Below are 13,656 nucleotides of genomic sequence, written 5' to 3' on the forward strand. Positions count from 1 at the left end.
CTCCCCGCCCGGACGCCGTGAGGCCCCCGCGAGTCACGTCCTCGCGGGGGCCTCACCTCTTTCCGCCTGCACGTGAAGGGTGAGAAGACGATCACGAGCAGGACGATGCCGGGCTCGCCTCAGGGGGCGAGCAGCAGGACGTCGGCACGGGACGCGGCGGCGGCGTAGCGGCGGGCGACGTCCTGCCAGTCGACGACCTGCCACATCGCCTCGACGAAGTCGGCCTTCTGGTTGCGGTACTGGAGGTAGAAGGCGTGCTCCCAGGCGTCGAAGACCAGGATCGGTGTCGCGCCCTGGCCCACGTTGCCCTGGTGGTCGTAGACCTGCTCGACGATCAGCCGGCCGCTGAGCGGTTCGTACGCCAGGACGCCCCAGCCCGATCCCTGCGTGGTCGCCGCGGCCTTGGACAGCTGGGCCTTGAAGGCCCCGAAGGAGCCGAAGGACTCGGTGATCGCGTCGGCCAGCTCGCCCACGCCGTCCACGGCCAGCGGCTCGCCGCCGCCCCCGCCCGTCATGTTGTGCCAATAGATCGAGTGCAGGATGTGGCCCGACAGGTGGAAGGCCAGGTTCTTCTCCAGGCCGTTGACCGTGCCCCACGACTCCTTGTCGCGCGCCTCCGCGAGCTGCTCCAGCGTGTCGTTGGCCCCCTTCACGTACGCCGCGTGGTGCTTGTCGTGGTGCAGCTCGATGATCTCGGGACTGATGACGGGTGCGAGCGCGGCGTAGTCGTACGGCAGTTCGGGAAGTGTGTAGACGGCCATGCCAGGATCCCCTCCGGCTTCTTATTGCAAAGGACTTGCAACTGCACGTTAGCAGCAAGAGAGTGGAGTCACCTGCCGGGGTACGCACGGCGCGCCGCTCGCGTCACGGAACCGACCACCCGTGCCGCACCGGGCGCCCGCCGCGCGGGGGAACCGGGCCCGGACAGGCGGAAGGGCCCTCGCCCGGAGAAGTTCTCCGGGCGAGGGCCCTTCGTGCCGGGTGTCAGGCGCGGGCGCGGGTGCGCTGCCGTACGTAGCCGACGGCGGCCAGGAACAGCGTCATTCCGCCCGTCGAGTACAGCTGCACCCGGGTGTCCGGCCGGCGTGCCATCAGGACGAAGATCGCGGCCATCCCCGCGAGCGCGGCCCACGTCAGCACCGGGAACGCCCACATCCGCACCGCCAGCCGCTCCGGCGCCTCCCGCTCCAGAGTGCGCCGCAGCCGGAGCTGGGCGACCGCGATGAAGATCCAGACGACCAGGATCACCGCGCCGATCATGTTCAGCAGCCACGGGAAGACGTCGTCCGGCCGCCAGTAGCTGAGCAGCACGCAGCCGAAGCCGAACACGGACGAGGCCAGCACCGCGATCCGGGGCACCCCGCCGGAGACCCGCCCGAGCGCCCTCGGCCCCTGGCCCCGCTCCACCAGCGAGTACGCGATGCGCGAGGCGCCGTAGACATTGGCGTTCATCGCCGAGAGCAGGGCGACCAGGACGACCACGTTCATCAGCTGCCCGGCACCCGGGATCCCCAGCTGGTCCAGGGCGGCGACGTACGGGCCCTTCGCGACGACCTCCTCGGAGTCCCACGGGACGAGCGTCACGATGACCGCCATGGAGCCCACGTAGAAGACCGCGATCCGCCACATCGCGGTGCGCACGGCGCGCGCGACACCCTGGACCGGGTTCTCGGACTCGGCCGCCGCGATGGTCACCGTCTCCAGGCCGCCGTACGCGAAGACGGAGGCGAGCAGGCCGATGACCAGCCCCTCGCTGCCGTTCGGCAGGAAGCCGCCCTCGCCGGTGAGGTGCGCGGTGCCGGGGGAGTCGGTGCCGGGCAGCACCCCGGCGACAGCCGCCACGCCCAGCACCAGGAAGAGCGTGATCGCGCCGACCTTGAGCGCGGCGAACCAGAACTCGAACTCGCCGAAGTTCTTCACGGCGGCGAGGTTGGCCGCGCAGAAGACGGCCATGAACAGCGCCACCCAGGCCCATTCCGGCGTCCCGGGCAGCCAGCCGGTGACGATCTTCGCGGCGCCGATGCCTTCGAGCCCGACCGCCGTGCACAGCAGCACCCAGAACGACCAGCCGGAGGCGAAGCCCGCCCACGGCCCGATCGCGCGCTCGGCGTGCGCGGAGAAGGAGCCGGACGAGGGGTAGGCGGCCGACATCTCCCCGAGCATGCGCATCACCAGCATGACCAGCAGGCCGGAGACGGCGTAGGCGACGACGATCGACGGGCCCGCGGCGGCGATGCCGGCACCGGAGCCGACGAACAGGCCGGCGCCGATCACCCCGCCCAGGGCGATCATCGACAGGTGGCGCTGCTTGAGTCCGTGCGTGAGCGGCGGGGCCGGGGCGGCGGTGGCGTCGTCCGGTCGGTCGACGCCGGTGTCGGGAGCGGTCCGAGACATGGGCGTGAGGGGTTCCGTTACGTGAGACGGGGCAAAAACGCCCACAGTCTGGGCAGTCTCGCCGCCCGCCCGGAGAGACTGCCCATCATGCGGACACCCGCGATACGGAACGTGATCGTCCGGTCACCTTTCCCGCCCCGGGGGACGGACCCTAGGCGGCCACGGCCACGGGTGTGTAGTGCGAGGCGTCGCCCGTGATCGAGTAGCTCTCCTTGCCCTCGACACCGACCGGGATGTCTCCGGCGACGGTCACCCGGTTCAGCCGGCGCGGCAGACCGTCGTAGTTGTCGATGGCGTAGTGCTGGGTGATCCGGTTGTCGAACAGCACGAGCTGGTTCGGGGACCAGCGCCAGCGCAGGACGTTCTCCGGCCGGGTCACGTACGACTGCAGCAGCTCCAGCAGCTTGCGGCTCTCGCCCGTCGACAGCCCGACGATCCGCTGCGCGAAGCCGCCGATGAACAGGCCCCGCTCGCCGGTCAGCGGGTGCACCCGGACCACCGGGTGGGCGGTGCGGTAGTCGATGGAGGTGAACTGGGCCCGCTGCTCGGCCCGTTCCGCGTCGATCTCCTCGTCCGGCACGGCGTAGTCGTAGTCGTTGGTGTGCTCGGCCCACAGGGTGTCGGCGAGCACACGCAACGGCTCGGGCAGATCCCGGTACGCGGCCGCGGAGTTGGCGATCAGCGTCTCACCGCCGTACGGCGGCACCGTGATGCTCCGCAGGGTGCTGGCCTGCGGCGGGTTGAGGACGAACGTGACGTCGGTGTGCCAGTGGTTGGCCCGGCCGCGCTCGCTGTCGACGGGAAGCACGTTCGGGGCGCCGTCGACGGCCGGCACGGTCGGGTGCGCGGTGGTGAGGTCGCCGAAGTGGCGGGCGAAGTCCTCCTGGCCGGCGTCGTCCAGGTCGACGCCGTCGAACACCAGCGCCTTGTGGCGGCCGAGGGCCTCGCGCAGGGTCGCGACGGTCTCCTCGTCGAGGGGCTTGCCGATGTCGACGCCGGACACCTGGGCGCCGATGCGGGCGGTGACCTTGCGGATCTCGATCTCGGACATGTGCGGCGGTCCTTTCAGCGGATGGCTGGCTGATGACTGAATGGCTGGTGCCGGCTTGCGGGGCCGGCGCCGGGCCTGCGGTTCCGGCGACGGGTCCGGCCCGGCCGGGTCCCGCCTGCGGTGCTCAGCGGGCGGCGAGGGCCGGCGCGGCGGTGTACTGGTTGGCGGGACGGGGGAGGCCGTAGCGCTCGCGCAGGGTCTGGCGGGGGCCGTACTCCGTGCGCAGCAGACCGCGAGCGCGCAGGACCGGCACCACGTGGTCGACGAAGAGTTCGAGGCCGGACGGCAGCACGGCGGGCATGATGTTGAATCCGTCGGCGGCCCCGAGCCGGAACCACTGCTCGATGGCGTCGGCCACCTGCTCCGGAGTACCGGCGAAGGTGAGATGGCCGCGCCCGCCGCCGAGGCGGCCGATGAGCTGGCGGACGGTGAGCCGCTCGCTGCGGGCGAGTTCGACCACCAGCGTGTAGCGGCTCTTGGCCCCCTCGATCGCGCTCTCCGGCGGGAGGTCGGCGGGCAGCCGCGCGTCGAGTTCGAGCGTGCCCGGCTCCACCCGCAACAGGTGTTCGAGACGGTCCAGCCCGTGCTCGTACACGATGTGCTCCTCCAGCACGGCCTCGTGGCGGCGGGCCTCGGCCTCGGTGGAGCCGATCACCGGCACGATCCCGGGCAGGATCTTGATGTGGTCGCGGTCCCGGCCGGCCTGCTCGGTGCGGGCCTTGAGGTCGGCGTAGAAGTCCTGCGCCCCGGCCAGCGTCTGCTGGGCGGTGAAGACCGCCTCCGCGTACCGGGCCGCGAACCGTCTGCCGTTCTCGGACGAGCCCGCCTGGACCAGCAGCGGATAGCCCTGCGGCGACCGGGGCACGTTGAGCGCGCCCTCGACGCTGAAGTACGTCCCCTGGTGCCGCGGCGGGTGGATCTTGTGCTCGTCGCCCCAGACCCCGGCCGCCTTGTCCGCGACGACCAGGTCGTCCTCCCAGCTGTCCCAGAGCTTCAGCGCCACGTCCAGGAACTCGGCGGCGCGCTCGTAGCGGGTGGCATGGGCCGGCTGGTCGTCGAGGCCGAAGTTGCGGGCGGCCTCGGCACCGGCGGTCGTCACGATGTTCCAGCCCGCGCGCCCACCGCTGAGGTGGTCCAGCGAGGCGAGTCTGCGGGCCAGGTTGTAGGGCGAGTTGTACGACGTCGACGCGGTGGCGATCAGGCCGATGTGCTCGGTGGCGGTGGCCAGCGCGGTGAGCAGGGTGATGGGCTCCAGGGCACCGGACGGCCGCTGGCCGACGCTGTTGAACAGCACCGGGCCGTCGGCGAGGAAGAGCGAGTCGAAGGTGCCGCGCTCCGCGATACGGGCGAGGTTGCGGTAGTGCGCGAGGTCGACGCTCGCGTGCGGGTCGCTCTCCGGCAGCCGCCAGGAGGCCTCGTGGTGCCCGGTGTTCATCAGGAAGGCGTTGAGGTGCAGTCGGCGCTCGGTCACTGGGCGGTCTCCTGGTCCGGCACGAGGGCCGTACGGTCCGGGTGGGGGTTTGCCGTCGTCTCCGGCTGCCGGGGCTGCTCCTGGTGCTCCGTCACACCGAGCGCCGCGAGCAGACGCTCGCGGTACTCGCCGAGCAAAGGATCGCGGTACGAGCGCGGATGCGGGCGGGTGATCGTCAGGTCGAGGCCGATGCGCCCCCGGTCGAGCACGAGCACCCGGTCGGCGAGCACGATGGCCTCGTCCACGTCGTGGGTGACGAGGAGGACCGAGGGCCGGTGCCGCTCCCACAGTTCGCGCAGCAGGGTGTGCATCCGGATCCGGGTGAGCGCGTCCAGGGCACCGAACGGCTCGTCCGCCAGCAGGAGTTCGGGTTCACGGACCAAGGAGCGGGCCAGGGCGGCGCGCTGGGCCTCGCCGCCGGACAGCTCGTTCGGCCAGGCCCGCTCCCGTCCGGCGAGACCCACCTCGGCGAGGGCGGCACGGCCGCGCTCGGCGGCCTCCCTGCCGTCCGTGCCGAGCAGTACGTTGTCGAGCACCCGGCGCCAGGGCAGCAGCCGTGAGTCCTGGAAGACGACGGACACCCGCTCGGGCGCGATCAGTTCACCGCTGCCGGTGACGTCGTGGTCGAGTCCGGCGATGGCGCGCAGCAGGGTGCTCTTGCCGGAACCGCTGTGCCCGAGCAGGGCCGTGAACTGGCCGGGCGGCAGTTCGAGGTCGATGCCGTCGAGGACCGTGCGCTCCTCGAAGGAGCGGGTCAGGCCCCGCAGCCGGACGGCCGGCCTGGTCAGTTGCTCAGCGTGCGTCGCCATGACAGCACCCTCCGTTCGACGAGGCGGACCGCGGTGTCGGAGACGAGACCGAAGACGCCGTAGATCAGCAGGCCGACGAGGATGACGTCGGTCTGGCCGTAGTTCTGGGCCTGGAACATCAGGTAGCCGAGGCCGCTGGTGGCGTTGATCTGCTCCAGCACGACCAGGGACAGCCAGGAGCCGGTCACCCCGAGCCGCAGCCCGACGAAGAAGCCCGGCAGCGCTCCCGGGACGACGATCTGCCGGACGAACCGGAGCCTGGACAGACCCTGGACCTCGGCGAGTTCGACATAGCGGTGGTCGATGCCGGACAGCGCGGCGTGCAGGTTGAGGTAGATCGGGATGTACACGACGATGGCGATGATCGCGATCTTGAAGGTCTCGCCGATGCCGAGCCAGAGGATGAACAGCGGGATCAGGCCGAGAGTGGGGATCGCCCGGTTCAGCTGCACGGTCCCGTCGATCAGCGCCTCGCCGACCCGGCTGAGCCCGGCGGCCAGGGCGAGCGTCACCCCGGCGGTCAGACCGAGCGCGAACCCGTACGCGGCCCGGCGCAGCGAGGTCAGCACGTCGGTGGGGAGCGTGCCGTCGGTCCACAGGTGCCCCGCGGTGCGCAGTACCGTCCAGGGTGCCGGGATCGCGCCGGGGTCCAGCTGTCCCGCGGCGGAGGCGAGGGCCCACAGCCCGGCGAAGAGGGCGGGGCCGATCAGGCGGGAGGCGGGCAGCCGCCTGCCCGGGGCGAGGCCGCGGCGCCGGGTGCGGTGGTCCCCGCCGGCCCGCTCGGCGGGTGCGGCGGCCGGCGGGGCGGCGGCGGGCGCCGGTGCTGTGGTGGTCACGGCGGTCACCTCCGGTACTCGGCGGACACGGCCTTGGCGGCGATGCCCTCGAAGCGGTGGTCGAAGAGGGACCCGACCTTGAACGCCTTCACGAAGCCGCCCTCGGCCAGCAGGTCCGCGGTCTCCTGCTCCCAGGCAATCGCGGCATCCCAGCTCGGCGGGAAGTAGGGCTTGTTGGCCAGCTCGGTGATCGACCGGGCCTGCGCGAGACTGAGGTTCTGGGTCTTGACGTAGAACTCCTCGTTCCAGGTGTCGGGGTGCTCGTAGGCCCACACCTGGCCCTTCGCCCACCGCGGGATGTACGCGGCGACGGCGGCGGCCTTCGCCCGGTCCGCCAGCACCGAGGTCGGCGCCCACAGCAGGTTGAGCAGGTCGACGACGTCGGTCTCGATGGTGTGCGCACCCTTGGCCCGGTACTGCTTGAGATAGGCCGGGGCCTGGCTGTTGGCGAGCGGGGCGATGTCCACCTGCCCGGCCTGGAGCGCGGTGAGGAACTGGTTGCTGGTCAGCGGCACCAGCTCCACCTCGTCGTAGGCCAGCCCGGCCTTCTTCAGGGCGCGCAGCAGGACCACGCCCTGCGCCTGCCCCTGCGAGAACGCGAGCCGCTTGCCCTTGAAGCCCCGCACGTCCCGGATGTCGCTGCCCGGCTTGGTGGCGAAGAGGTAGTTGGGCTTGCGGGTGACGTTGATCGCGACGATCTTCGCGTCGAATCCCTGGTAGTGCGCCTGGATCGGCGGGATGCCCGCGTTGTTGGCGAGGTCGAGGGACTTGGCGCGGAAGGCGTTGATGACGTCGGGACCGGCACCGATGTTGGGCCAGCCGGCGACCTCGAACGGCAGGTCGGACAGGCCCGCCAGCTTGAACTGCAGCTGCTGGACGCCCTGGTAGGAGGCGATCTTCAGACGGGTGCCGGCCGGGACCTTGGCCGACAGCGGCGCGGACGCGGACCCCTTGGTGCCCGAGTCGGCGGCGCTGCTGCCCGCGCAGCCGCTGAGTCCGGCCGCGGCGGCCGCGCCGAGCAGGGAGGACAGGAACAGCCGCCGGTCGACACCGGACGCGGACGCGGACAGAGGTGGCATGGAGAAACTCCGTGAGGTCAGGAGGCGGAAAGACACGCGGAATTCCGGGCAGGGCAAAGCCGTACGGGAAAACCACACGCAGGAAGAGGCACGCGCGGAAAGCGCGGCGTGAGGAGAGAAAAGGCCGACGAGACGTCAGTGCGTCAACGCGTCAGCAACAAAGCGTGCGTCCGACCCGCATCAGGTCGACGACCCGGCACTTGGTGAGCGGAACCCGCCGCACCGGCGACAGCGCGCCACCGGCGCTCCGGTCGCGGTCCTGCCGCAACCGGAGCACCGGGGAATGATCCTGCGCGCTGCTCATGAAAGCGATGCTCCCGGCCCCGTCGGGGGCTGTCAACATTCCGAGTTTCTGAATTAAGTCGGCCCGGGTGAGGCGCCCAGAGGGTCGCGGTACAGCACGTCCAGAGCGACCGAACCGCCCGCCACGGCAAGCACCGAATCCGGGAAACTCGTCGGCACGACGGACGCCGCCCGGTCCGCGCCCACCTCCTCGCGCAGTGCCGCCAGGCAGTCCTCGCGATGGATGACCCCGACCTCGGTGACCACCACGGTGTCCGGGTTGAGCACGTCGAGCAGCAGCGCCGCCGCCCGGCCCACCAGCCGTGCCCGCTCCACCAGCAGCCGCGCGGCGACCGCGTCCCCGCCCGCCGCGGCTCCCACCACGTGCATCGGGTTCACCGTGTCGGCGACGCCCTCCTCGCGGGCCCTGCGGCACAGCGTCCGCTCACTCAACTCGGCCTGCCAGCAGCCGGTCCGGCCGCACCCGCACCGCTCCGTGCCGCCCGCGAGCGGCAGGTGCGCGATGGTCCCGGACTGGGAGCGGGGGCCGTGGTGCACCTCGTCGTGCGTGGCGAACGCGGCGTCCACCACGTTGCCGACGAAGAGGTGCAGCACGCTCCGGCCGCCCCGCGCCCGGCCGAACAGCCGCTCGCCGTTCACCAGCGCCCGTGCGTGTCCGTCCACCTGGACCGGCAGCCCGGTGCGCGCCCCGATCGCCTCCCGCACGGCCACGTCACGCCAGCCGAGGAGCGGGTGCTCGACGATGGTCCCCGAGTCCCGGTCCACCCAGCCTCCGGCCGCGACGCCGACCCCGAGCGGTGTGGTGTCGCGGTGGCCGGCCAGCAGCGCGGCCAGCCCGTCGGCGGCGTTCGCCAGCACCCGGCCCGGTTCGGTGCCGTGGTGCGGCAGCCGCCGCTCCGCGACCACCCGGCCGCGCAGGTCGAGCAGCGCGACCGTGGTGTACGGGACCGCGATGTGCACGCCGCCGACCACGAAGCGGGAGTCGTCGAGGTCGACGGGCTGGTGCGGGCGCCCCACCCCGTTGGGCCGGCGCGGCACCGGAGCCTCCCGGATCAGGCCGAGTTCGGCGAACCGGGCGCAGTAGTCGGTGACCGACGCCGGGGAGAGCCCGGTCAGCCGGGCGATGGTGCTGCGGGCGACGGGCCCGTGGTCCAGCACGGACCGCAGGATCACGCTGGCGCTGGTCCTGCGCCGGTCGCTGTCGACGGCGCGGCGCACGGCCGGGGGCGCCACGGGGGGAGGGGGAGAGGGTGCGAGGGAGCGGGGCATGGGAAACGTCCTCGGAGTCGGTCCGGCACTGCGCCTTGGGGTCTGGCGAACCGGATCAGCTCCGCCCGCCTCAGCTCGGAGGACAGGTGGCCGCGGCCTGGCGTCGCAGGTCGACGTAGCGACGCGATGCGAAGTTCTCGGCCTGGGCAACCATGGGTGGGAGCGTAGAGCCTGCCGACCGGTTCCGGCCAGGGCCCGTCCGAGGACCGAACGGGGGGAGGCGCGGAGGGCGTTTGGCGGGACCCTACAGTCGCTGTCCACCGGTCCTCCGTGGCGGAACCGACCCCACCACAGTGACCAGCATCACCCCGTCGCGGGTGTACACGGCATCCTTTGTCGGAAGGGCACCAAGCGCGTGTTCCACCCTTTGTCGAGCGCTGACGGTGATCGGCTCAAGTCCCCTGGGATAGCGTCGCGGTGTCCCGAATCGTGAGAAGCCGCCGGAGTCCCCATGAGCACCGCTGCCGTGACCACCCGCCCCCGCCCGCAGGTCCTCGCCGACCTGCTGCCCGCCTCCCGCGTGAGGGACGTGGCGCTCGTGGTCGGCGGTGCCGCGCTCACCGGGCTCGCGGCCCAGATCTCCCTGCCCGTGCCGGGCTCCCCGGTGCCGGTGACCGGCCAGACCTTCGCCGCGCTCCTCGTCGGCACCGCGCTCGGCGCGAGCCGCGGCCTCTTCTCGCTCGCCCTGTACGCGCTGCTCGGCCTGGCCGGTGTGCCGTGGTTCGCCGGCGGCAGCGCGGGCGTCTCCGTGTCGTTCGGCTACATCCTCGGCATGCTCCTCGCCGCCACCGTCGTCGGCGCCCTGGCCCGTCGCGGCGCCGACCGCTCGGTCCTGCGCATGGCGGGCACGATGCTGCTCGGCGAGGCGATCATCTACGCGATCGGCGTTCCGTACCTGGCCTTCGCCGCCGACATGTCGCTCACCGCGGCGATCGCGGCGGGCCTCACCCCCTTCCTGATCGGCGACGCCCTGAAGGCGGCCCTGGCGATGGGCGTCCTGCCCACCGCCTGGAAGTTCCTCGACCGCTGATCCGGTCCACCCTGCCGATGAGGCTCGCCGGGACGACCCGGCGAGCCTCTCGCGCGTTCCGGGGCCGCCGGGCCGCCTTCCGCGGTCCCGCGCCCCCTCCCGGACCCGCCGGGCCGGGTTCAGGACGGCTGCCGCCGCGTACGCCGCGGGCCCGTCCACCACAGGCCCGCCGCGCCCGCCGCGAGCAGCGCCGCCCCGGCCGCGCCGAGCGGCAGGACCTGACCGGCGGGACCGGTCCTGGGCAGCTCGTCACCGCCGGGCGCCACCGGGTCGTTGTCGGTGCCGAGGAGCAGCGGGGTGGCCGGGGCGTTGGGTGACGGATTCGTCGTGCCGAACGGCACCGGGCCCTGTTGCCAGAATGTTTTCTTTCCTTCGTCGTCCTGGACCGGAAGACAGATTTTCCCGGTCTTCTTCAGATCGAAGGTCGCAGCAACGGCGTACGATTTCGACGCTCCGGCCGCCAGCTTTCCCACGGCGCAACTGAAACCACTGTTCGACCCCTCGGGAAGGTCCTTGGCCGCGATGGCGGTGCAGCCTTCGACGTTCTTGACGCGCAAGCCGTCGAAACCGACCACCAATAGCCTGAGACTGCCGCTTTCCTTGCTCCCTTCGTTCTTGACGGTGGCGGTGATCGCCGTTTTCTGCGACCCGTTGTCGACCGAGATCCTCGCGGGCAGTCGTGTGGTCGGCCGCACACCCGCCGGAGCCTCGTCCACCGCCTTGCCCCCCTTGCTGCTCCCCGGTCCCGTGTCGTCCGCCGCGGCGGTGCAGGAAAGGATCATCACGGCCGAGAAAGATGCCGTGACCAATGATCCGGCGATGGTCGTCGTGCGACGAGAACTCATGTTCGTCCCCCTTGGCTGCGCCTGAATTCGCAGTACTTGAAGAGGTACCACAAGATTTCTCCGCACTATGCTGGTACGGCCTGAAGTGTGACCATTGTGTTTCTGTCGTTGCGGACGTTTGTGACGGGTGTTGAGGGGGTGCAGGGGGTTGCCGGGGAATGCGTTCGGCGGTGTTCCGGGATTACTGGTGACCGGTCGTTATCGGCTGGTCGAAAGCATTGGCCAAGGGGGAATGGGACGGGTGTGGCGGGCGTCCGACGAGATGCTCGACCGGCCGGTGGCCGTCAAGGAGATGCGGATCGACGGACTGGACCCGGAGGACACCCGCACCCGCCGCGAACGCACACTGCGCGAGGCCAGGGCGACCGCCCGGATCGACCATCCCAACGTCGTCCGCATCTACGACGTCGTCGACGAGGGCGAGCGGCTCTGGATCGTCATGGAACTGGTCGTCGGCCGCTCCCTCGAACAGGTCGTCGCGGCCGACGGCCCGCTCACCGTGCGCGAGGCGGCACGTCTCGGGCTCCAACTGGTCGCGGCGCTGCGGCAGGTGCACGCCGGGGGCGTGCTGCACCGCGACATCAAGCCGGGCAACGTCCTGGTCGAGCGGCGCCATCACCGGGTCGTCCTCACCGACTTCGGCATCGCCGCGATGCAGGACGCGGAGGCGCTCACCATGGCCGGGATGCTCGTCGGCTCCCCGGACTACATGGCGCCCGAACGGGTGTCGGGCCGCCCGCAGGGCCCGCCCTCCGACGTGTGGTCCCTGGGGGCGACCTTGTGCGCGGCCCTCGGCGGACGGTCCCCGTTCTCCCGCTCGACGACCCTGGCGACACTGCACGCCGTGCTGTACGAGGAGCCCGGACTGCCCGAGGCCGCGGGGGAGTTGCGGGAGATCCTGGCGGCCCTCCTGGAGAAGGACCCGTCGACCCGTCCCGGCCTGGAGGAACTGGAGTCGGCCCTGGCACCTGTCGCCTTCCCCGTGCCGACCGCCGAGCCCGGCCCGAAGCCGGGGCCCCCTCCCGCCCCGGAGCCGGTAGGGCAGCCCGAGTCCGGGGGCTCACCCGCCCAGGATCCGGTACGGCAGCCCGAGTCCGGGAGCCCTTCCGCCCCGGAGGCGCCCGCCCCGGAACCGGTGCGACAGCCCGAACCCGGCGCGGAGCCCCGGCGGTCCCCGGCGCCCGAGTCGCCGACCGTGCCCGAAGGACCGGGTCCTGCGGGGACCGGGGCGCCCGCGGTTCGCCCGGAGCCGCCCACGCGCGCCCTCGTGCGGCCCGCCCAACTGCGGGACGCACCCCCGGTACGCCCCACCCCGACCGCCCCGCCCGTCACCACCCCGGCGGGGCCTTCCCCGGTCACCACCCGGACGTCCGAGCCGCCCCCCGGCACCTCCCAGGCGCCCGACCCGCACCCCGGGACCACGCCGGACACCGCGTCGGCGGCCCGCACCCCGGCCGCGTCCACGACGACGCGGCCCGAAGCCTCCGGCGTGCCCGCGCAGGCGGAGACGTCCCCGGACGCCGGACCCCCGCACGCCGCTGCCGGCGCCCAGCCCTCGGCCGACGCCTCCACCGCCCCGACGGAGGTGCCGTCCCAGCCGGGGGGTTCCTCCACGCAGGCGTCCTCACAGGCCCCGAGCGCCACCGCCCGGGCACTCTCCGAGGCGCCGACCCGCGCCCGGCCGTCGACCGTGCCGCCCGGACCGGGCACGTTGACACCGGGCGAACCGGGCGAACCGCCCGGCCCCGCCGTCCCGCCCGGCACCGGGCAGGGCCGCCGCCGCACGGTGCTCGCCGCCGGTGCGGCGGTCCTCGCGGGAGCCGCCACCGCGCTCGTGATCGCCGCGACGGGCGGCCCCTTCGGCCGCGACGACGGCGCCTCCCCCTCGTCCCCGGTGCCGTCCGTCTCGGTCGGCACCGGCACCGGCACCGGCGGCGAGTCGTCCCCCGCGCCCACCGTCGAGGGCACCTCGCGTCCGCCCAGCCTGCCGCCGGGCGCACACCGGGAGGCCGGCGGCTTCGCCTGGGCGACGCCCGAGGGATGGCGGCGGGACCTGAAGACGGGCGCCGAGGTGCACTACACCTCACCCGACGGCGGACAGGAACTCGTCGCCAAGTCCGCCCTCGCCCGGGGCGACCTGATGAAGACGTGGCGGACCTCGGAGCGCAACGCCCACCAGGGGCGGGACTACCGCAAGATCCGGCTGGAGAGGACGACGTTCCGGGACCGGCCCGCGGTCGTCTGGGAGTACACGTTCACGCTGCAGGGCGTCCACTGGCACGCCCGTCTGCTCGGCTTCGACGCGGACGGCAAGTCGTACCAGATCAACACCTGGTACCAGTCCGGCGTCGAGAGCCGTGCGCTGCGGACCTACGAGAAGGTCAAGGACAGCTTCACCGTGCTGTGACGGCGGCCCCGCGGGAGGACGCGGACGCCGCACGGCGGAGGGGGGGGGGGGGGGGGGGGGGGGGGGGGGGCGGGGGGGGGGGGGGGCGGGGGGGGGGGGGGGGGGGGGGGGGGGAGGAGGGGGGGGGGTTTCTTTTGCTCTAACCATAAAGACGAACAGGGG

At 72.6% G+C, this 13,656-nt stretch carries 12 protein-coding genes; 2 read left to right on the plus strand and 10 right to left on the minus strand.

Annotated elements, in window-relative coordinates; all coding sequences use genetic code 11:
- Positions 1–119 precede the first annotated feature (119 nt).
- The 9 genes from ACZ4NT_RS00660 to ACZ4NT_RS00700 all read right to left on the minus strand — a co-directional run bounded on the left by ACZ4NT_RS00660 (position 120) and on the right by ACZ4NT_RS00700 (position 9,212).
- Positions 120–761, minus strand: coding sequence for a superoxide dismutase (locus ACZ4NT_RS00660; RefSeq protein WP_467722479.1), 642 nt, complete (start codon positions 759–761; stop codon positions 120–122).
- Between the two features lie 223 nt (positions 762–984).
- Entirely contained in the window at positions 985–2,394 is a 1,410-nt protein-coding gene (locus ACZ4NT_RS00665; RefSeq protein WP_121403055.1) for an amino acid permease, read from the minus strand.
- A gap of 151 nt (positions 2,395–2,545) precedes the next feature.
- Complete coding sequence (locus ACZ4NT_RS00670) at positions 2,546–3,445, minus strand: TauD/TfdA family dioxygenase (RefSeq protein ID WP_121403056.1); 900 nt, start codon at positions 3,443–3,445, stop codon at positions 2,546–2,548.
- 124 nt (positions 3,446–3,569) lie between these two features.
- Complete coding sequence (locus tag ACZ4NT_RS00675) at positions 3,570–4,916, minus strand: LLM class flavin-dependent oxidoreductase (RefSeq protein WP_467722482.1); 1,347 nt, start codon at positions 4,914–4,916, stop codon at positions 3,570–3,572.
- Positions 4,913–5,725 carry an ABC transporter ATP-binding protein gene (locus ACZ4NT_RS00680; protein WP_467722484.1) on the minus strand — a complete coding sequence of 271 codons (813 nt, stop codon included), beginning with the start codon at positions 5,723–5,725 and terminating at the stop codon, positions 4,913–4,915. The genes ACZ4NT_RS00675 and ACZ4NT_RS00680 overlap by 4 nt, the downstream gene beginning before the upstream one ends.
- Positions 5,701–6,570 (minus strand): ABC transporter permease, encoded by an 870-nt coding sequence (locus tag ACZ4NT_RS00685; protein WP_121403057.1) that lies wholly within the window; start codon positions 6,568–6,570, stop codon positions 5,701–5,703. Before ACZ4NT_RS00685 ends, ACZ4NT_RS00680 begins: the two co-directional genes overlap by 25 nt.
- On the minus strand, positions 6,567–7,640 hold the full coding sequence (locus ACZ4NT_RS00690; protein WP_121403058.1) for an ABC transporter substrate-binding protein: 1,074 nt from the start codon (positions 7,638–7,640) through the stop codon (positions 6,567–6,569). Before ACZ4NT_RS00690 ends, ACZ4NT_RS00685 begins: the two co-directional genes overlap by 4 nt.
- Positions 7,641–7,791: 151 nt before the next feature.
- Positions 7,792–7,944, minus strand: coding sequence for a hypothetical protein (locus ACZ4NT_RS00695; protein WP_183116848.1), 153 nt, complete (start codon positions 7,942–7,944; stop codon positions 7,792–7,794).
- 53 nt (positions 7,945–7,997) lie between these two features.
- Complete coding sequence (locus tag ACZ4NT_RS00700) at positions 7,998–9,212, minus strand: ROK family protein (protein ID WP_467722486.1); 1,215 nt, start codon at positions 9,210–9,212, stop codon at positions 7,998–8,000.
- Between the two features lie 451 nt (positions 9,213–9,663).
- Here ACZ4NT_RS00700 and ACZ4NT_RS00705 point away from each other — a divergent pair, with 451 nt between their 5' ends.
- The gene (locus ACZ4NT_RS00705) at positions 9,664–10,242 is read left to right on the plus strand and encodes a biotin transporter BioY (protein ID WP_121403061.1); all 579 of its coding nucleotides are present in this window, start codon (positions 9,664–9,666) and stop codon (positions 10,240–10,242) included.
- Positions 10,243–10,361: 119 nt separating this feature from the next.
- On the opposite strand, the gene ACZ4NT_RS00710 is transcribed toward ACZ4NT_RS00705, so the two are convergent.
- Complete coding sequence (locus ACZ4NT_RS00710) at positions 10,362–11,087, minus strand: hypothetical protein (RefSeq protein ID WP_467722872.1); 726 nt, start codon at positions 11,085–11,087, stop codon at positions 10,362–10,364.
- A 232-nt stretch (positions 11,088–11,319) separates the two neighbouring features.
- Between ACZ4NT_RS00710 and ACZ4NT_RS00715 the strand changes: the two genes are divergently transcribed.
- On the plus strand, positions 11,320–13,494 hold the full coding sequence (locus ACZ4NT_RS00715) for a serine/threonine-protein kinase (RefSeq protein ID WP_467722488.1): 2,175 nt from the start codon (positions 11,320–11,322) through the stop codon (positions 13,492–13,494).
- Positions 13,495–13,656: the final 162 nt, after the last annotated feature.

The organism is Streptomyces sp. NPDC026417, assembly GCF_055567695.1.

Bases quoted from the DNA above. Each gene is read 5' to 3' on its own strand.
- ACZ4NT_RS00660 (WP_467722479.1), bottom strand. From the start codon at position 761: ATGGCCGTCTACACACTTCCCGAACTGCCGTACGACTACGCCGCGCTC.
- ACZ4NT_RS00665 (WP_121403055.1), bottom strand. From the start codon at position 2,394: ATGTCTCGGACCGCTCCCGACACCGGCGTCGACCGACCGGACGACGCC.
- ACZ4NT_RS00670 (WP_121403056.1), bottom strand. From the start codon at position 3,445: ATGTCCGAGATCGAGATCCGCAAGGTCACCGCCCGCATCGGCGCCCAG.
- ACZ4NT_RS00680 (WP_467722484.1), bottom strand. From the start codon at position 5,725: ATGGCGACGCACGCTGAGCAACTGACCAGGCCGGCCGTCCGGCTGCGG.
- ACZ4NT_RS00690 (WP_121403058.1), bottom strand. From the start codon at position 7,640: ATGCCACCTCTGTCCGCGTCCGCGTCCGGTGTCGACCGGCGGCTGTTC.
- ACZ4NT_RS00695 (WP_183116848.1), bottom strand. From the start codon at position 7,944: ATGAGCAGCGCGCAGGATCATTCCCCGGTGCTCCGGTTGCGGCAGGAC.
- ACZ4NT_RS00700 (WP_467722486.1), bottom strand. From the start codon at position 9,212: ATGCCCCGCTCCCTCGCACCCTCTCCCCCTCCCCCCGTGGCGCCCCCG.
- ACZ4NT_RS00705 (WP_121403061.1), top strand. From the start codon at position 9,664: ATGAGCACCGCTGCCGTGACCACCCGCCCCCGCCCGCAGGTCCTCGCC.
- ACZ4NT_RS00710 (WP_467722872.1), bottom strand. From the start codon at position 11,087: ATGAGTTCTCGTCGCACGACGACCATCGCCGGATCATTGGTCACGGCA.
- ACZ4NT_RS00715 (WP_467722488.1), top strand. From the start codon at position 11,320: ATGGGACGGGTGTGGCGGGCGTCCGACGAGATGCTCGACCGGCCGGTG.